At 23.0% G+C, this 19,304-nt stretch carries 17 protein-coding genes; 4 read left to right on the top strand and 13 right to left on the bottom strand.

What is annotated here, in order from left to right; translation table 11 throughout:
- Window positions 1-693: 693 nt before the first annotated feature.
- Both AUT07_RS00290 and AUT07_RS00285 read right to left on the bottom strand, forming a co-directional pair.
- Window positions 694-1,446: a YciC family protein gene (locus tag AUT07_RS00290; RefSeq protein WP_066282614.1), complete on the bottom strand. Its 753-nt coding sequence runs from the start codon at window positions 1,444-1,446 to the stop codon at window positions 694-696.
- A gap of 482 nt (window positions 1,447-1,928) precedes the next feature.
- Window positions 1,929-2,702, bottom strand: coding sequence for a YciK family oxidoreductase (locus tag AUT07_RS00285; protein ID WP_066282611.1), 774 nt, complete (start codon window positions 2,700-2,702; stop codon window positions 1,929-1,931).
- Between the two features lie 700 nt (window positions 2,703-3,402).
- Between AUT07_RS00285 and topA the strand changes: the two genes are divergently transcribed.
- The gene (topA, locus tag AUT07_RS00280) at window positions 3,403-5,994 is read left to right on the top strand and encodes a type I DNA topoisomerase (protein WP_066282608.1); all 2,592 of its coding nucleotides are present in this window, start codon (window positions 3,403-3,405) and stop codon (window positions 5,992-5,994) included.
- Between the two features lie 449 nt (window positions 5,995-6,443).
- On the opposite strand, the gene ribA is transcribed toward topA, so the two are convergent.
- Window positions 6,444-7,049: a GTP cyclohydrolase II gene (ribA, locus tag AUT07_RS00275; RefSeq protein ID WP_066284134.1), complete on the bottom strand. Its 606-nt coding sequence runs from the start codon at window positions 7,047-7,049 to the stop codon at window positions 6,444-6,446.
- Window positions 7,050-7,538: 489 nt separating this feature from the next.
- Here ribA and AUT07_RS00270 point away from each other — a divergent pair, with 489 nt between their 5' ends.
- Genes AUT07_RS00270 through pyrF form a run of 3 tightly spaced genes read left to right on the top strand, consistent with a single transcriptional unit; the run spans window position 7,539 to window position 9,799 of the window.
- Complete coding sequence (locus AUT07_RS00270) at window positions 7,539-7,808, top strand: LapA family protein (protein WP_066282606.1); 270 nt, start codon at window positions 7,539-7,541, stop codon at window positions 7,806-7,808.
- Between the two features lie 57 nt (window positions 7,809-7,865).
- Window positions 7,866-9,035, top strand: a complete 1,170-nt coding sequence (gene lapB / locus AUT07_RS00265; protein ID WP_066282604.1) for a lipopolysaccharide assembly protein LapB — start codon at window positions 7,866-7,868, stop codon at window positions 9,033-9,035.
- A 23-nt stretch (window positions 9,036-9,058) separates the two neighbouring features.
- The gene (pyrF, locus tag AUT07_RS00260) at window positions 9,059-9,799 is read left to right on the top strand and encodes an orotidine-5'-phosphate decarboxylase (protein WP_066282602.1); all 741 of its coding nucleotides are present in this window, start codon (window positions 9,059-9,061) and stop codon (window positions 9,797-9,799) included.
- 268 nt (window positions 9,800-10,067) lie between these two features.
- On the opposite strand, the gene nth is transcribed toward pyrF, so the two are convergent.
- The 10 genes from nth to lolC all read right to left on the bottom strand — a co-directional run bounded on the left by nth (window position 10,068) and on the right by lolC (window position 19,248).
- Window positions 10,068-10,712, bottom strand: coding sequence for an endonuclease III (gene nth, locus AUT07_RS00255; protein ID WP_066282600.1), 645 nt, complete (start codon window positions 10,710-10,712; stop codon window positions 10,068-10,070).
- Window positions 10,713-10,744: 32 nt separating this feature from the next.
- The gene (locus AUT07_RS00250; protein ID WP_083495554.1) at window positions 10,745-11,398 is read right to left on the bottom strand and encodes an electron transport complex subunit E; all 654 of its coding nucleotides are present in this window, start codon (window positions 11,396-11,398) and stop codon (window positions 10,745-10,747) included.
- Between the two features lie 248 nt (window positions 11,399-11,646).
- The gene (locus tag AUT07_RS00245) at window positions 11,647-11,940 is read right to left on the bottom strand and encodes a hypothetical protein (RefSeq protein WP_066282594.1); all 294 of its coding nucleotides are present in this window, start codon (window positions 11,938-11,940) and stop codon (window positions 11,647-11,649) included.
- 10 nt (window positions 11,941-11,950) lie between these two features.
- Window positions 11,951-13,012, bottom strand: a complete 1,062-nt coding sequence (locus AUT07_RS00240) for an RnfABCDGE type electron transport complex subunit D (RefSeq protein ID WP_066282592.1) — start codon at window positions 13,010-13,012, stop codon at window positions 11,951-11,953.
- Between the two features lie 50 nt (window positions 13,013-13,062).
- On the bottom strand, window positions 13,063-14,682 hold the full coding sequence (gene rsxC, locus AUT07_RS00235) for an electron transport complex subunit RsxC (RefSeq protein ID WP_066282590.1): 1,620 nt from the start codon (window positions 14,680-14,682) through the stop codon (window positions 13,063-13,065).
- Window positions 14,683-14,722: 40 nt separating this feature from the next.
- A complete protein-coding gene (gene rsxB, locus AUT07_RS00230) occupies window positions 14,723-15,289 on the bottom strand; it encodes an electron transport complex subunit RsxB (RefSeq protein WP_066282588.1) in 567 nt (188 codons plus the stop codon).
- Window positions 15,286-15,870, bottom strand: a complete 585-nt coding sequence (rsxA, locus tag AUT07_RS00225) for an electron transport complex subunit RsxA (RefSeq protein WP_066282585.1) — start codon at window positions 15,868-15,870, stop codon at window positions 15,286-15,288. Before rsxA ends, rsxB begins: the two co-directional genes overlap by 4 nt.
- 209 nt (window positions 15,871-16,079) lie before the next feature.
- Window positions 16,080-17,342, bottom strand: a complete 1,263-nt coding sequence (gene lolE / locus AUT07_RS00220; protein WP_066282582.1) for a lipoprotein-releasing ABC transporter permease subunit LolE — start codon at window positions 17,340-17,342, stop codon at window positions 16,080-16,082.
- 30 nt (window positions 17,343-17,372) lie between these two features.
- The gene (gene lolD, locus AUT07_RS00215) at window positions 17,373-18,053 is read right to left on the bottom strand and encodes a lipoprotein-releasing ABC transporter ATP-binding protein LolD (RefSeq protein ID WP_066282579.1); all 681 of its coding nucleotides are present in this window, start codon (window positions 18,051-18,053) and stop codon (window positions 17,373-17,375) included.
- Window positions 18,046-19,248 carry a lipoprotein-releasing ABC transporter permease subunit LolC gene (gene lolC, locus AUT07_RS00210; RefSeq protein WP_066282575.1) on the bottom strand — a complete coding sequence of 401 codons (1,203 nt, stop codon included), beginning with the start codon at window positions 19,246-19,248 and terminating at the stop codon, window positions 18,046-18,048. The genes lolD and lolC overlap by 8 nt, the downstream gene beginning before the upstream one ends.
- Window positions 19,249-19,304 lie beyond the last annotated feature (56 nt).

The following is a 19,304-nucleotide window of genomic DNA, read 5'->3' as shown; positions in this document are numbered from 1 at the left end:
TGAAAAAGATTTATTTATTTTTGATTGTCTTATTATTATATAAGACTGTTTTATTTAAAATATTCAAATTTAAAATATAAAGTATCAAAAAATTAATTTTATTTTAGTTAAATTTATTCTTGATTTACAATTTTATACTTATACTTATAGTAGTAGATAATTTGATAACTTATGTATAGAGTATTTTAAATATATATGCCTTTATTTTATATACTTTAATATTTAAATAACAATTATTGTCTAGTATTATTAGTAATTATTTTATCAATTAGTTACTACTTTTAATAAATATCAAAATTAAAAAAGAATTCATTATTTTTTATAAATCAGTATATCTTATATAGTAATTTAATATTAAAATTTTGAGTGTTTTTATAGAAAATTTTATTTTTTAAATAATATAATATTGAGTATAAATTATATATTAGTTAAAACTTAATTAAAATAAATTAATTTTAATTAAAATATAGTGATAAATAATTTTTATATTAATTCATATTAATATATTTTAAAATATTAATTAATATAAAATAGTAACCAATAAAAATAATCGATGCAAATTACATCTTGTCTAAAGATATATAAAAATATTAAACTATTTATAAAATGCAAAAATCTTTAATATATTAATTTTAATAAAAATGCTACTTTAAAAAAAATAATTAAAATACTCTAATATATATTACACTTATATTATTTAATTAATGTTGTTAACATATTTAACCTAAAAAAATAAATTAAAGTAAATGATGTAAGTAAATTATTTAGTGTAAAACATATCATATTATTTGCAATACCAGGTAAAAAATGAAATTGTCCTAATAATACATTAAGTATTATTTGTAATATTGACCAAAATAACAACATTGATAAAATTAATCGCCAATACTTAAATGCTATTTCCCAACTTTTACGAATTGCTAGTAATGGCATAATATTCTTAGTTGTTATTAAAATAATTGGTGATAAAGAAAGACCAATAGTTAAAATAATACCTGGCAAGATAAATAATATAAAACCTATATATATTGTTATAGTACATATAACTAATAAAATTAATAAATTAGGCAATATGCGTAATGAAAGTATAAAAGATTGTAATGAACTTATATTATTTCCATTATTTATTTCTGATAAATAAGTAACTACAGATGAAATTAATAATATTAATCTAATAAAAATAGCAGTTAATGTAAGTATTGATACTTTTATTATTATCTTTTTTTCTTCATTAGATAATTGATTTATCCAAGATAATAATGAAATTGAGTAATTTTGGTTATTAAGTAACTTAATAATAGTTATTATTGTATCAGTGGGTATTAGTATGTAATAAAGTATTAAACTTATAGTGGCTGAAATTAATGATAAAATAAAAAAATCACTAAGTTGATTTTTAAAAAAATTAAAACTATCTCTTAAAAGAGATATAGTAGTAATAGACATAAAAATTACTCTCTCCTATAACTATTTTTTTATAACTATATATTCAATATATATTGTTGTAACTAATAATAAAAATAGAGTATAGCTATATCACTGCTGTATAGCTATATCACTGCTAAATTTATTGTTATTACAATAAATTTTAAAAATTATATAGTAAAATCCTATTTTTTAGTTACTAAAATTAAACTATTAAAGATATTTAACGTTTATTTATTCTCTTACTTTTTTAAATATTGAAATATTTTTATTAATTGATTACAAATATGATATAGATTTAATTTATATATCTTTTTTAAATTTAAAAATTATCATATTATAGTACATAATTGCTATATTTTTAATATAATATTCTTACTAGTTTTTAAATTTATATAATATTTATAAATATTATGTATAATAATTATTATTATGTTAATTATCACTAATTCATTTTCTACAAAATAAATAAGATTTTACAATTACTAATTTATAATTAAATATTAAATAAATATATTATAATTACTTCCATCTTGTGCATTAAAATACATTCCTGATTCTTTAATACTATCTTTACCCATTAAATAAAGATATATATTCATAATTTCTTTTGGTTCTTTTATATTTTTAGGATTTTCCATAGGAAATGCATTAGCTCTCATTTGTGTTCTCGTTGCCCCTGGATTAATGCAGTTAATACGCAAATGACTATCTTTATATTCATCAAATAATACTTGCATTAATCCCTCTGTTGCAAATTTAGAAACTGAATAAGCCCCCCAATTAGCACGTCCTTTTTTACCTACACTTGAAGTAGTAAATATTAATGAACTATTTGGTGCTTTTAAAAGTAAAGGTAGTAATGATTTTGTTAGCATAAAAGTTGCATTAACGTTAATTTGGATTACATCAAGCCATAATTTTATTGGTTGTTCTAGAATTGGTGCAATTTTACCTAATATACTTGCATTGTGTAACAAACCATCAAGATATGGGCAATATTGGTTGATTTTAGTTACTAATTCGTAACATTTAGATTGATTTATAGTTAATAAATCTATAGCATAAGTATGAATTAATGGAGTACAATTTTTGCTTGTAGAAAGAATTTCTTGTTTTATTTTTTTTAGCTTTGATTTTGTTTTACCTATCAAAATTAAATTAGCTGAATAACGTGAATAAGTTAACGCAACTTCACGTCCTATTCCATCACTAGCACCTGTAATTAAAATAGTTTTTTTATTTAATAAATCAGGCTTAGCTTGGTAATTGATCATTATATATACCTATTTTAAAATATTAAAGTTTATTGATGATAGTTATATGAAATTTTAAGTTTCTCATTATATATTTAATGCATATATATTACAAAATTAAAAAAATACAGTATCAAATATATACTTACATTGTATTAATAATTAATTATCTAAAATTTAGAACAATAAGCAAAAATTATAATAATTATTTTTGATATTTTTATATTTTAATTAAATTAAATAATAGAATATTAATATATAATTTATTAAGTTAAACATTTTTATTATTAAATATAAAGTTAATTATAGTATTTTAAAATAAATAATTATTCTTATAAAGATTGTTTCAAATTTTGAAATAGCATTCTTAAATAAAAAACAAAAAACTAAGTAGATAATATATTTAATTATTTATACTTAAAAGGTAAGTAAAAATTTTTATATTTTGTTTTAAATTTTTTTAACTAAATCAGTTAAATTAAGTTATTTCAATAATTTGATTTTTGAATTATTTTTCAAAAAGTGTGCTGAAAAATATATTTTTTCAAAAAAAATATATTTTATATTAGTAATAGTTTTATATTTTTAATAGCAAATTATTTAATTAATAAATAAAATGTTGTAATTAAGGTAGATAAAATAAAAAAATTTTATCTTTAATTAATTATAAAAAGTCAAGTATACATTTGTTTAATCAATATTTTAGGTAAAATATATAATTATGGGTAAAACTCTTGTTATTGTGGAGTCCCCGGCAAAAGCTGAGACAATAAATAAATATCTTGGTGATAACTATATTGTTAAAAGTAGTATAGGTCATATACGTGATTTGCCAAAAAAAGGATTTTATAAAAAAAAACAAAAAATAAAAAAAATAAAGACAAATACTGATGATGTTTTTATTAATCGAATGGGTATTGATCCATATAATGGTTGGAAAGCTAAATATCAAATTTTACCAGGGAAGGAAAAAATTATTTCTGAACTAAGATTATTAGCTTCTAATGCTGACCATATCTATTTAGCAACTGATCTTGATCGTGAAGGAGAAGCCATCGCTTGGCATTTACAAGAAGTAATTGGGGGCGATATTCAACGTTTTAGTAGAGTTGTTTTTAATGAAATAACAAAAAATTCAATTAAAAAAGCCTTTGATAATCCTAGTAAATTAAATATTAATCGTGTTAATGCCCAACAGGCGAGACGTTTTTTGGATAGAATTGTAGGTTATATGATTTCACCATTATTATGGAAAAAAATTGCTCATGGGCTTTCAGTTGGACGTGTTCAATCAGTAGCTGTACGTTTAATTGTTGAACGAGAAAGAAAAATTAAAAAATTTATCCCACAAGAATATTGGAGAATTCATGTATCATTATTAACAGTTGATATGGAATTAATTAAAATGGAAGTTACACATGAAAATAATAAGTTATTTAAACCTATTACTAAACAAGAAATTGATGCGACTATTATGTTTTTAAAAAATACAAATTATTTTGTATCAAATTGTAATAATCGATCTTTAATCACTAAACCTAATGCACCTTTTATTACTTCTACTTTGCAACAAGCAGCAAGTACCCATCTTGGTTTTAGTATTAAAAAAACTATGATGATAGCACAACGACTTTATGAAACAGGTTATATTACCTATATGCGTACTGATTCCACTAATTTAAGTCAAGATGCTTTAAATATGGTACGAAATTATATTAAGCATACATTTGGTAAAAAATATTTACCTAAAGATGCTAATATTTATATTAATCGAAAAAGTTCGCAAGAAGCACATGAAGCTATTCGTCCTACTAATATTGATATTGGAATTAATATAAATGATCTAAAAGATGTTGATATTGATACTAAAAAATTATATGAGTTAATTTGGAGTCAATTTATCGCTTGTCAGATGGTATCAGCAGAATTTGATATAATTACATTAACTGTAATGGCTGGTAGGTTTAAACTACAGTCTAAAAAACGCATTGTTTGTTTTGATGGTTGGACAAAAGTAATACCTTGGTTAAATAAAACAGAAGAAAATAAAATTTTTTCAATGTTTACAATTGGTAGTCAATTACAGTTAAATGAATTATTTCCCAGCAGACATTTTACTAAGCCACCTATAAGATTTAGTGAAGCATCTTTAGTTAGAGAACTTGAAAAACTTGGGATAGGTAGACCATCTACTTATCCTGTTATTTTATCTAAGATCCAAAATCGTGGTTATGTTAAAATTGCAGATAACCGATTTTATGCTGAAAAAATAGGTGAAATAGTTAATGATCGTTTATATGAAAATTTTAGTGAATTAATGGATTATGATTTTACTGCTCGTATGGAAAATCAACTTGATTTAATAGCGGAAAATCGTATTGAGTGGAAAAATGTATTAGATGAATTTTTTGTTAATTTTAGTAAAAGACTGGAAATAGCAAATAAATCTCCAGAAAAAGGTGGTATGCAATCTAATCCTATGGTATTAACATCAATTAAATGTCCTAATTGCCATAAAAAGATGGGGATAAAAACTGCTGCTACTGGTGTTTTTCTTGGATGTATTGGCTACTCTTTGCAAGCAGAAAATTATTGCAGAAAAACAATTAATTTAATTCCTGAGAATGAATTATCTAATTTTTTAGTAAGACCAAAAGATGATTTAGAAACACATGCTTTAATATCACGTAATAGATGTCCTAAATGTGCTACTGCTATGGATAGTTATTTTATAGATAATAAATGTAAAATATATGTATGTGGTAATAATCCTATATGCGATGGTTATGAAATTGAAGAAAGGAAATTTTCTATTAAATTTTATAATGGACCTATTATAAAATGTGATAAATGTGATTCAGAAATGAATTTCAAAATTGGAAGGTATGGAAAATATATGGTATGCAATAATGAATTATGTAAAAGTACTCGTACTATTTTAAAGAATGGTGAATTATCGCTTCCTAAAGAAAATCCTATACATCTATCAGAACTAGTTTGTGAAAAATCTGATGCTTATTTTGTCTTAAGAGAAGGTGCAGTAGGAATTTTTTTAGCTGCAAATACTTTTCCAAAATCAAAAGAAACTCGTGCTCCACTAGTTGAAGAACTAGTGAGATTTAAGGATCGTCTTCCAGATAAATTTATCTATTTAACATTAGCTCCAACTATAGATCCTTATGGGAATAAAACAGTTGTTAGATTTAGTCGTAAAACTAAACAACAATATATTTCTTCAGCAAAAAATGGCAAATCTACTGGATGGAGTGCTTTTTATATTGATAATAAATGGATAGAAAATACAAAAAAATGACCTAATATTTAATATAGTATTTTATTAATTAAATAATTATATTAAAAAATCTAGTTTAATTATCATTTAAGTATTTTTAATTTTATAATTGAAATAACGATAATTAGTGTTAATTATTTGTAATAAAAAATAATATTATTATTCATAAATTTATTTTAACAACTAAAAATATTAATAATATCTATGGTATTTATAAATTACTAAAAAATCTTAAGATTAAATTTTTACAATTAATTTAGCATTTTGTTTTAGAATATTGACCATAATGTTTATAACAAAAATTTTATATAATTACATTATCAATTTATATCTAAATTGATAAATTAAATTTAACTAAAGCATTTTATAATCTTAATTATTATTTTGGTTATACTATATTATATATAGTATAATGTTAAAATATTTTTATATAATTAAAATATGATAAAATGAATAACTTTTGATCATAATTAATCAATTTTATTATTTTCATATAAAATATGTCCTAATTTATTAGCTTTAACATTGAGATAGTCATCATTTTTGGGGTTACGACCTACAATAAGTGGAACTCTTTCTATAACATTAATGCCAGCTTCTTTCATTATTTCTAATTTTTTTGGGTTATTAGTTAATAATTTAACTTTACTTATAGAAAGTAATTTATACATATCAGCACACACCACAAAATCTCTTTCATCAGGTTTAAAACCTAGTTTTAGGTTTGCTTCAACAGTATCTAAACCTTGATCTTGTAAAGAATATGCTCGTATTTTATTTAATAATCCTATATTACGTCCTTCTTGGCGATGATAGAGAATCACTCCACGACCTTCTTGGGTAATTTGTTTAAGTGCTGCTTCTAATTGAAACCCACAATCACAACGTAAACTAAACAAAGCATCGCCAGTAAGACATTCTGAATGAATACGAGAAAGAACAGCTTTTCCATCATTAATATCACCATAAATAAGTGCTATATGATTATTACCATTAATAATTTCCTCAAAACCAACCAATAAAAAATCACCAAAAAGTGTAGGAAGCTTAGCTTCAGCTATACGTTTTAATTGCATAGTATTATACATAGTAAATAAAACTCTAGATTTAAAATTAATAAAAATTTATTAAAAATAATAATAAAATTATTTTATCATATTTTTGCTAGGTTCATTATATCATTCAGCATATAAGATTATATTCATAATATTATTACAATATAATCATAAAAAATTTTTTTATTATAAGTATATTTTATTAATCAATATTATTTGATCTTTTAGTACATAATATAAATTTAAATATATTTTTATTTTTTTATTAAAAAATATTCAATAGAATTGTTATTCTATTTTTAGATTAAAATTTAAATAAATATATTTTTATTCATAAATAATTTCATATCATTAATATGATATGAAATTTTCAATAACTTATTTATTATTAGAATATTTATGCAAATCAAAGATTGAGTTATTGATATAAATAATTCAGTTTCTTTATGTAGTTATCAAATGTTAAGTTGATAAAAATAATTTAACAAATTTAAACCATAGTAGGAAAATATGAAATATTTTTTAATTTTATTATTTATCATAGCAGTTTTTATTATCTCAATGATATTTGGTTCAAGCAATAATCAAATAATAACATTTAATTTTTTAATTGCTAAAGGTGATTATCCAATATCTACGTTACTTGCAATTCTATTTACAATAGGATTTATACTTGGTTGTCTTATTTGCGGGATATTTTATATTAAAACATTAATTGTATTATCTCATGCAAAACGTAAAATCAAACGATTAGAAAACAAATTAGCTGAATTAGGTTAAAAAGATTAATAAAAAGCATGCACGTAAACAAATATTTAATGAAAAGGTATAATTTTTATGTTAGAGCTGCTGTTTATACTATTACCCATTTCAGCTGCTTATGGTTGGTATAAAGGACGTAGAAGTGTTCAACAAGATAAACGGAAAAATATTGAACGGTTGTCTCGCGAATATGTAGCTGGTATAAATTTTATATTATCTAATCAAGAAGATAAAGAAGTTAATTTATTTTTAGATATCTTAAAAAAAGATAGTTCAGTTTTTGAAGCTCATTTAACATTAGGTAATCTTTTTCGTTCAATTGGAGAAATTGAGAGAGCTATTCGTATCCATCAATCATTGTTTGAAAATAATTCATTATCATTTAATCAAAAACTATTAGCAACACAACAATTAGGGCGAGATTATTTATCTGCAGGGGTTTATGATCGTGCAAGAAATATTTTTTTGCAATTAGTTGATAAACAAAATTTTCGCTTCAGTGCATTACAATCATTGCTTACCATTTATCAGGCAACTAGTGATTGGCATAAGGCAATCAATATTGCTAAAAAATTAGTTAAAATGGGAAATCCTCAATTAAAAGAAGAAATAGCCCATTTTTATTGTGAACTAGCATTATTAAAACTTACCGCTAATGATTTAGATGGAGCATTTTTTTTATTAAATCAGGCTTCTAAATCCGATAAAAATGGTGCAAGAGTTTCCATAATGAAAGGTCGTATTCATATAGCTCGTGGGGAATATGATAAAGCTATTTCAGTACTTAAACAAGTTTTTAATCAAGATAAAGATTTAGCTAATGATACTTTATCTATGTTATATGAATGTTATGATCATTTATCAGTTTGGAATGATTGGGAATCTTATATACGGCAATGTGTCACTGCTAATTGTGGAGCAACTGCCCAACTTTATTTAGCTGAAATAATTGAAAAAAGAAATGGTCCAGAAAAAGCACAAATATTTATTAAACAACAAATAGAGATATATCCAACAATGAGATTGTTTTGTAAACTAATTGATTATCATTTAGCTGATATTGAAGAAGGTAATACAAAAGAAATTTTAAAATTAATACGTAATATGGTTAGTGAACAAATTCGTTTAAAACCTGCTTATTGTTGTCGTAAATGTGGGTTTAACGCACATTCCTTATATTGGTCTTGTCCATCATGCCGATCTTGGGATACAATAAAACCAATAAAAGGACTTAATGGTCAATAAATAATTTTGTAAAGGCTATAAATATGATAGTTAATATACGAAATACTTTTTTATCTTCTGCTATATCACCTATTATTGTTGCATTAGATTTTCATGATTTGAAAGATGCATTGTCATTTGTTGATAATATTAGTCCTAAATTATGCCGTTTAAAGGTAGGAATCCATATGTTTACCTTATATGGTCCTAAATTTATTAAAATATTACATGATAGGGGATTTCAAGTTTTTTTAGATTTAAAATTTCATGATATTCCAAATATTGTTGCCCAAGCTGTTAAATCTGCTGCAGAAATGGGTGTTTGGATGGTTAATCTTCATTCTAGTGGTGGATATAAAATGATGATAGCTGCTAAAAAAGCATTAGCTGAATATGGAAAAAATGCACCACTATTAATTGCAATTACTGTATTAACTAGTATAGAACAAATAGATTTACATCATATTGGTATCAATCAATCATTAAATAATTATGTCTTAAAATTAGCACAATTAGTAAAAAAATGTGGTTTAGATGGAATTGTTTGTTCAGCTAATGAAGCATTAATATTAAAGTCAATTTGTAATGATAATGATTTTTTATTAGTTACACCTGGTATTCGTTTAATTGGCGCAAAATTAGATGATCAATGTAGAATAATGACTCCTGAAAAAGCTATTAATATTGGTGTTGATTATATAGTTATAGGTCGTCCTATCACTTATAGTGATAATCCAGTGTTGACTTTAGAATATATTAATCGTTTAATTGGATGGATTAAATAAATCTATCAACCAATATCAAACAATAAATGAAAAATACAAAAAATTATTAAAGTTGATAATAAAGTTTTGTATTAAATGGCAATTATATAGTACGCATAATTACATTTACATTACAACCAATAAAAATTGTTAACACAAACTAAGATAATAATAAAAATTATCATTTCTAATTAAAAATGATTGGAATCACAAAACATAAGTAATTTTAAATCAACATTGCATATAAAAATATAATATATTTGTTTACAACTTAAATATTATTCATTAATTAACAGACTTTGTGATTGTGTTTATTATTAAATTCACATAAATTTTCAATAATACAAATATTACAAAATGGTTTTCTAGCAGTGCATGTATAACGACCATGTAATACAAACCAAAGATTAAAGTTAAATTTAAATTTAATTGGTACTATTTCAATTAATTTTTGTTCAACCTCAATAACATTTTTACCAGTTACAAAATTTGTACGATTACATACACGAAATACATGGGTATCAACAGCTATTGTTGGCCAACCAAAAGCAATATTCAAAACTACATTTGCAGTTTTACGTCCAATTCCAGGTAATGATTCTAGGAATTCACGATTTTCAGGTACTTTACCATTATATTTATCAATTAATATTTGACATATTTTTATAATATTTTTAGCTTTAGTATTAGACAATCCTATTGTTTTAATATGATTTTTTATTTTATCTAGACCAAGATTTAACATTTTTTCAGCTGTATTAGCTACTTGATATAATTTAGCCGTTGCCTTATTCACACTTTTATCAGTCGTTTGGGCTGATAGCAATACAGAAATTAGCAATTCAAAAGATGAATTAAAAATTAATTCTATTTTTGGTGTGGGGTTTTTATCATGTAATCGATTTAGAATTGCTATTCTATTTTGTGCATCCATAATTTATCATTTATTTAAATTTTTATTGCAGTTCAGTGTTTATTAAAATATTTTTTTACTCTTTTATCAATACAAAAATTTATAGCTAAAATTAAACCTAGTCCAATTAAAGATCCAGGAGGTAATACAGCAAATAAAAAAGGAAAATTAAATTTAAATATTTCAATACGTAATATTTTTGCCCATCCTCCTAATAACAAATCTGCATGATCAAATAGGGTTCCTTGGCCTAATATTTCTTTAATTGCTCCTAAAAAAAACATTGCTATTGTAATACCTAATCCCATGGATAAACCATCAATTGCTGATTTATATATATTATTTTTAATAGCGTAATTTTCAGCTCGCTCAATAATAATACAGTTAGTAACAATTAAAGGTATAAAAATGCCTAAAGATTGATACAAATTAGGAGCATAGGTATTAATTAATATTTGTACAGTTGAAACAATAAATGAAATAATTATAATATAAATTGGAATACGTATTTCACTTGGAATCCAATAATGAAAGATTGAAATTAGAGTATTACTAAAACATAATATAAATGTTGTAATTAATCCTAAAATTAAAGAATTAATAATTGTTGAAGAACCAGCTAATAACGGACATAAACCCAATAGTTGAACTATTAGAGAATTATCCTCCCATACTCTATTGATAAAAATTATTTTAAATTTATTTATTTTATTCATTTAAAGATATAATAAAAGTAAATTATTTTAAAAATATTATATAATTTATTAGTAATTTTAGTTTAATTTGAACTATTTATCTATATAATTATTGTTTAATTATAATAATCAAATTTTAATTTTTTTATGTAAAGCATAAAGAAAAATATTAATATATAATTTTGTTTACTTTACTTAGTTATATTAAATACTACATATTAAAAAATATATTTATTTAAAATAATAATAAATATCAATTTTTAGTATATTTTATGATTACAACAATATATCGTTATGTTTTTAGGACATCCAAAATGTATAAAATTAAAAGAGTTATCTTCAAGATTATTTCTCTTAAATAAATAACATTTTTTTATTAAATTGTTATAATATAAATCATAAGTTTTGATTTGATCAAATACTTTTTGTGACATTATGAGTTTATTGTTATTAATGTTATTATTAGTTATTATGTAAATAACTTCTGTTATTCCAGTGGTAATAGACCCGAATATAGCTAATATAATTCCATAACGTTTAATTAATTTTAACATCTATTTATCCTTATTTATAACTATAAATACGATGTTTACTGTAATGATCAATTACAGGAGCGCAAATATTAGCTAGTAATACTGCAAAAGCATCATGATAACTACCAAAAATATGTGCAATCCAAACTAATAAACCAATTAATGAACCGTAAATAATACGTCCATTTTTTGTATTTGTAGCTGTAACTGGATCTGTAGCAATAAAAAAACAGCTAAGCATAGTTCTTCCAGAGAAGAATAGATGTACAATTGGAGAATTGTATTCTGATGGCATAATTAACCAACTTAATAATGAACAAATTACTACTGTGGTTAAAAATGCTAAAGGAATTTGCCAACTAATTATTTTATAATGAATCATTATAATACCACCAAATAAATATGCAATATTTATCCATAACCAATTAATATTGGTATTGATTGATGAATCTTTTAAAATTAATTTTTGGTATATTTTATTTATTGAGTTATTTAATATAGAGTTTTTAAAACTCTTGAATAACATATTTTGATTTAAATTTTTATCGTTTATAGTTAAATGATTTGATATTGATTTTGTAATAGTATTACCCTTAAAAATTATTTGTGATGGAGTTATAATATTTTTATTTATGAATTGATATTCTATCTGTGATGCCCAATTATTCATATGCATAGGGAATGAGATCAACAATACAACGTAACCTACCATTGCTGGATTAAATATATTCTGTCCTAATCCTCCATAAACATGCTTCGCAATTAATATTGCAAAAGAAGTTCCTAAAACTATTAACCACCATGGTGATAAAGGAGGTATACTAATAGCTAATATAATAGCTGTTACTAATGCTGAATTATCTTTTAAATTATTAATAACCGAAAATTTTCTTAATTTTAAAGCAATAGATTCACAAATTAAAGCTGTTATAATAGCTACCAAAATTTGGTAAACTGTCCCACTATTAAAAAAATAAATTTGACAACAAATACCTGGAATAGATGCAATGACTACTAATAACATTATATTACTAATACTTTGTTTTTTATAAATAAATGGTAAGCTTGCTATTTTTAAATTATTTATCTTCATTTTATCATTTTATATTAATATATATATCTTTTAAATAATCAAAGATTATTTTATTTATTATAAATATCTAGTTTATTGCGTTTTTCTTTAACACGTGCAACAGCATCTGCTATTATAGCTTTTCTTAATTCCAGAGATTTTTGTTTTATAGTATTTTTTATTTTATTAGTAGATATAGTTGTTTCTATTTTTTCATCATTTTTTAATGTTATTTCAATTTGTTGTTTATATTTTTGTTGCAAAATTTTATTTTGTTCAATGCGTAAATTTTTAGCTTCAAATCTATTTTTTGCATCAGCAGCACTTTGCTTTTCTTTATTAAAAATTTGAATTTTAAATTTTGCTTGCCGATAGTATTTTACAAGTGTAATATTACTTGGACATACATAATCACAAGCACCACATTCTATACAATGTAATAAATTAATTTTTTGTGCTTTTTCATATTCTTGTCCTTTAATAAACCGATATAATTGTTGCGGGGATAAATTAACTGGACAAACTTGGGTGCAGCGATCACATTTAATACAAGGATATTCAATAGAATGTTGTTCTATTTTTGTTGAATTAATTACAGTAATATAATTATTTAGTTTAACAAAAGGTATATTAAAATTAGATAAAGTAAAACCTATTAATGGTCCTCCAATAATAATCATTTGATTTGATTGTGGTATATAATTAATATATTTTAAAAAAAAATTTATAGGAGTACCAAAACGAATTAAATAATTAATTGAATTTTTTGCTATATCTCCTCTAATTAATGTTACTACTCGCTCAATTAATGGTTTTCCATCAATAATTGCTTGTTTAATAGCAACTACTGTGCTGATATCCTGTATCATGATATTTGATGCAGAATGATTGATGCCACTTAATATTTTTTTTCCTGTTAAGATTTTTATTAATACCTTATTTTCAAATACAGGATATTTAGATTTTATTACTATTAATTTTATATAATATTTATAAGAATAAATTGCTTTTTTTAATGATAAAATTGATGCTATATTACTGTCTGCAATTACAATTAATATCCTTTTTGGTTTTGTTATATATTTTAATATTAAAATACCATCAATTATTTCATCAGTATATTCTTGTATTAATTGATCATTAGCAATTACATTTTTTACATACTCTACTGCATTAATAATTAAAGTACTAATTACTTTGTTATTATTTTTTAGTTTTATTGCAGTAGGAAAACATAAATTACCTAATTCAACGATTCCAGCTTGTTCAATATGTGATAATACAACTTTAATAGAGTATTGTGAATAATTAGTTAAAGGTTTCAGTTCACACCATTTATCTTTATTATCTGGTTTTAGTCTAATACAAAGTTCCTTTGGACCAGAATATTGTTCTGTTATATATTCTACTATTTCAATAATAGTTCCTGAAGTAGTTGCATGCACAGGAATTTTATATTTACAACCTATGGTTAAGGGTTGGCCTTTTAATACATAATCACCTGGCTTAACAATAATATCTCCTGACGTACCTACATGTTGTTGGATAGGAATAATAAATTCATCAGCTAGTGGAAGAATTCGTAATGGAGCTAAATTTATTTTTTTTTTTATTTTAAATGGATAAATTTTATTTAAAATATCAAATAACTTTTTTTTATTAAATTTAAATTTTTGAAAAATATTAAACATAATTAAATTTTTTTACAAAGAAGACAACTATTTTTATATTTTAGGTTTGTATTTTAATACTTTGTATTGGAATAGTAATTCCATTCCATTTTTTATTGTTATTATGATTTCTTGTAGGAATCATAGTAATACAATTTGTTGGACAATGAGTTACACAAAGTTCGCAACCAGTACAAAATTGTTCTAAAATGGTATGCATAGAATGTTTTGTTCCAATAATAACATCTACTGGACAATTTTGGATACACTTTGAACAACCAATACAATTATTTTCATCAATAAAAGCTACTTGTTTTTCTTTTTTAAATTTATTCAGATTAATTTCTAATGGTTTTATATTAAGTAATTCTGCAATTTTTAAAACAACTAACTTCCCACCTGGATTACATTTATTTATTTCATTTCCCTCCATCACTATCGCTTCTGCATATGATTGGCAATTTTGATGACCACATTTACGACATTGACTTTGAGGTAAAATATAATTTATTTTCTTTATTATTTGATTATCTTTTGTTTTAATCAATAAAGAAAAAATTTTTAAAATACATCCAAAGATAAAAAATAATGCAGTAACAACAATAATTACAATTAATACTTGTTTCATTTTAATTTTGTAAAATCATTAAATCCTATAAATGCTAAAGACATTAAACCTATAGTAATTAGAGCAATTGGTGCCCCTTTAAATGGAGCAGGAATATTTGCTAAGGATATACGTTCTTTGATAGCTGAAAATAATATCATAATTAAAGAAAAACTTATTGCTGTAGAAAATCCATACACTGCAGCTTCTAAAAAACTATGTGATTGATGTGTATTTAACAGAATTACACTAAGAATTGTACAGTTTGTAGTCATTAATGGTAAAAATATACCTAATTTTCTATATAGTATTTTATTGGTTTTATATAGCATAATTTCAGTACATTGGACAACTACAGAGGTGATTAATATAAAAATAAATATACGTAAATATATTAAATTTAATGGTATTAAAATAAGATTATCTATAATCCATGAGCATATTGATGATAAGGTTATTACAAATATCATTGTAAATGTCATACCGATAGTAGTTTCTAATTTTTTAGATACAGCTATAATAGGACATAAACCAAGAAATTTTACTAGAACAACATTATTTGTAAAAATAGTAGTAATAAATATTGAAAAATAATCTTTCATTTTAAATCCATAAATTTTATTTAAAATCTGTTTTGATGAATTAATACTTTTAAAAAAATAACAAAGTTGATAAAACAATTATCAATTAATTAGAAAATTTATTTTAATGATTACATATTTATATGGAAATTAAGTTAATTTATTTAATTCTTTTTATAAGAATAAAAATAATTATTTGATTAATAATTGTTAAAATTTTACGTTAAGAATTAATAATTATTACTACCATTTAAAATTCTTGCTGGAGCTATTGTTATTGCTTTTTTAGCTGGATATAAACTAGATAATATACTTAAAATTAATGTTATTGAAATTATAAATAATATGTCTATAATTCTAACCTTAGAAGGTAAAAAATCAATAAAATAAATATCACTTGATAAAATAGGATGACCAATAATATTTTCTATATATTTAGTAATATCTGTTAAATTTAATGATATGGAAATACCTATTAATAATCCAAAAAAACATCCAATTATACCGATGATTAATCCATACCATAAAAAAATAGCATAAATAAAATAATTCTTAGCCCCATATGTTTTTAATATTGCAATATCAATACTTTTATTTTTTAATATCGTTAATAGTGTAGATATAATATTAAAACAAGCAACACTAATTAATAATATCATTGCAATATAAATTATACCACGTACCATTCTGATATCGTTATACATATAACCATAATCTGTTATCCAACTTTTTATAGTAATAAAATTACCAGTGTTAATACCTGCATTATATACTATTTTATTTGCCTTAAAAATATTATTAACTTTGATTTTAAACCCATTAATACCATTATTATATCCTAAATAATTCTGTGCATCTTGCAGTGGAACTATTGCTAATTGATTATCCAACATACCATTTAGCTTAAATACGCCAATCACTTTAACTAAATTTTTATGTAGTTGTTGAAAATATAATTTATCTTTATCATATGTATTATTGATGTTTAAGATATAGATATAATCTCCTGGTAAAATTTGTAATTCTTTCGCAATACCATGACCTAAAATAATTTCATTATTTTTTTGTTTAAATTCTTTCCAAGCATCACCTAATATAAAATTAGGTAAGGAACTTACTGTTTTTTCTGATGATAAATCTACACCAATTATTTTTATAATTTTCAATATATTTTTCTTTTCAAGTAATCCAATAAAATTAATATAAGGTGATACAGCAACAACACCTGGTGTTTTCTGAATTTTAATTAAATCGTTATTCCAATTCAAATAAGGTTGATTAATAGCTGTAATTTCTCCATGAGGAATAATTGAAAGTATGCGATTTTTTAATTCGTATTCAAAACCATTTATTGCACTTAAACCTATAATTAATGTTGTAATACCTAAAACTATACATAATATAGAAATAATTGATATTAATGAAATTAAACTATTTTTTTTTGTACTTTGAATAAAACGAAACGCAATAACTAAGGTGTAGAATAATGACATAATAATATTTATACTCTTAATTTAGATATATTAATTTTGTAAATAACCATCATGCATTTCTAATGTGCAAGATAATCTACTAGCAAGATATAAATCATGTGTTACTATTAAACATGTAGTGCCATTTTGTTGATTCAATTTTAACAATAAATTAAAAATTATATCCGTATTAGATAAATCTAAATTACCTGTGGGTTCATCTGCTAATATTAAATCTGGTTTATTAACTAGTGCTCTAGCAATAGCAACTCTTTGACGTTCTCCTCCAGATAATTCACTAGGTTTATGATTTGCTCTATGTAATAATTCTACTTCTTTTAACATTTCACTGGCTATTTTTTGTGCAATTTTATTCAATAATCCTTTAATCAATAAAGGCATCATAACATTTTCTAATGCAGTAAAATCTGGTAATAAATGATGGAATTGATAAATAAAACCTAATTTTTGATTACGTAATTCTGCTCTTTTGCTATTTGAAAGAGAATTAATTTTTATACCATTAAAGATAATATTACCCTTAGTTGGTATATCTAATCCTCCTAATAGATGTAATAATGTACTTTTACCAGAACCTGAATTACCAATTATAGCTATCATTTCTTTTCTTTTTATAGAAAAAGAAATATTTTTAAGTATACTAATAAAGTTATTTCCATCTTTATAGTTTTTACAAATATTTTGACAAACTAATAGTGGTAAATTATTCATAACGTAAAATTTCTGCTGGTTGGATGGTTGCTGCACGCCAAGATGGATAAAGTGTAGCTAATAATGAAATACCAACAGTTGATATATATATTAGAATCACATGAACAAAATCTATATATATCGGTAATTCTATATTATTATCTAATAAACCTAATATTTTCATTATTATATTAATATGTTTTGCAATAAATAAACCTAATAATACTCCAATAAAACTACCAATAATTCCTATAAATATTCCCTGTAACATAAAAATAATCATGATTCTAAATCTATTTAAACCTAATGTTTGCAAAATAGCTACTTCAGATTGTTTTTCCATAACTAATAATGATAGTGAAATAGCAATATTAAATTCAGCTACAATAATAATAAGACTTAATAACAATTTCATCATATTATTTTCCATTTTAACTGCTTGAAAAAATTCACCCTTCTGTTCTCTCCAATCCTTCCATATTATATCTGTTGGTAACGTTTGTTGGCTTAATTGATCAATATTTAAAGGTTTTTTAAGATAAAGACGCCAACCAGTGATGTTACCTAAAGGATAATCCATTAATCGTGCAGCATCCTCTTGATTAACTAATAATGTATTACTATCAGTATCTCCATTAGTATTAAAAGTTCCAACTACGGTAAATAAACGTTGATTTGGAATTCTTCCTATAGGAGTAAATTTATTAACACCAGGTACAATTAATCTTAATTTATCTCCTTTATTTACCCCTAGTTGTTCAGCCAACTTTATACCTAAAATAACATTATAACTACCAGTATTTAATACTTCAGGATTAATGTATTCTAGATAATTTAATAATGGATCTGATGAATTTATATTAATACCAATCATAATTGCTAATCCTATATTTAACTGGCTCTGTAAGATAATGTCACTTTTTACAATTGAATCTACTCGATCTATCCCTTGTAGGTGACTTATATTTTTTACTGGATATTTATTTGGATTAAGATTCCCATAATGAGTTGTTAAAATAACATGTGGTATATATTCTAAAATATTTTTTTGTAATAATGATTCAAAACCATTTGTAATAGCAGTAACTACAGTTAATGACATAACACCAATTGAAATGCCAATAGTAGATAAATTTGATATTAATCGGTAAAATATATTACCCATTTGTCCACAAATATATCGTAAACTAATATACAAGATAGTAGAATGCAACATAAATAAGATGTACCTTTTATTGTTGAAATAAATCATTTAACTTGTAAATAATGTAA

The organism is Candidatus Arsenophonus lipoptenae (assembly GCF_001534665.1).
GTDB lineage: Bacteria > Pseudomonadota > Gammaproteobacteria > Enterobacterales > Enterobacteriaceae > Arsenophonus > Arsenophonus lipoptenae.
The sequence above is the reverse complement of the archived record's forward strand: the minus strand, read 5'-3'. Positions and strand labels throughout refer to the sequence as shown.

What these genes read in the sequence shown, in the direction of transcription:
- AUT07_RS00270 (WP_066282606.1), top strand. Translation starts at nt 7,539, where the DNA reads ATGAAATATTTTTTAATTTTATTATTTATCATAGCAGTTTTTATTATC.
- ribA (WP_066284134.1), bottom strand. Translation starts at nt 7,049, where the DNA reads ATGCAATTAAAACGTATAGCTGAAGCTAAGCTTCCTACACTTTTTGGT.
- lolE (WP_066282582.1), bottom strand. Translation starts at nt 17,342, where the DNA reads ATGTCATTATTCTACACCTTAGTTATTGCGTTTCGTTTTATTCAAAGT.
- nth (WP_066282600.1), bottom strand. Translation starts at nt 10,712, where the DNA reads ATGGATGCACAAAATAGAATAGCAATTCTAAATCGATTACATGATAAA.
- lapB (WP_066282604.1), top strand. Translation starts at nt 7,866, where the DNA reads ATGTTAGAGCTGCTGTTTATACTATTACCCATTTCAGCTGCTTATGGT.
- AUT07_RS00290 (WP_066282614.1), bottom strand. Translation starts at nt 1,446, where the DNA reads ATGTCTATTACTACTATATCTCTTTTAAGAGATAGTTTTAATTTTTTT.
- rsxC (WP_066282590.1), bottom strand. Translation starts at nt 14,682, where the DNA reads ATGTTTAATATTTTTCAAAAATTTAAATTTAATAAAAAAAAGTTATTT.
- AUT07_RS00240 (WP_066282592.1), bottom strand. Translation starts at nt 13,012, where the DNA reads ATGAAGATAAATAATTTAAAAATAGCAAGCTTACCATTTATTTATAAA.
- lolC (WP_066282575.1), bottom strand. Translation starts at nt 19,248, where the DNA reads ATGTTGCATTCTACTATCTTGTATATTAGTTTACGATATATTTGTGGA.
- rsxB (WP_066282588.1), bottom strand. Translation starts at nt 15,289, where the DNA reads ATGAAACAAGTATTAATTGTAATTATTGTTGTTACTGCATTATTTTTT.
- rsxA (WP_066282585.1), bottom strand. Translation starts at nt 15,870, where the DNA reads ATGAAAGATTATTTTTCAATATTTATTACTACTATTTTTACAAATAAT.
- AUT07_RS00245 (WP_066282594.1), bottom strand. Translation starts at nt 11,940, where the DNA reads ATGTTAAAATTAATTAAACGTTATGGAATTATATTAGCTATATTCGGG.
- AUT07_RS00285 (WP_066282611.1), bottom strand. Translation starts at nt 2,702, where the DNA reads ATGATCAATTACCAAGCTAAGCCTGATTTATTAAATAAAAAAACTATT.
- topA (WP_066282608.1), top strand. Translation starts at nt 3,403, where the DNA reads ATGGGTAAAACTCTTGTTATTGTGGAGTCCCCGGCAAAAGCTGAGACA.
- pyrF (WP_066282602.1), top strand. Translation starts at nt 9,059, where the DNA reads ATGATAGTTAATATACGAAATACTTTTTTATCTTCTGCTATATCACCT.
- lolD (WP_066282579.1), bottom strand. Translation starts at nt 18,053, where the DNA reads ATGAATAATTTACCACTATTAGTTTGTCAAAATATTTGTAAAAACTAT.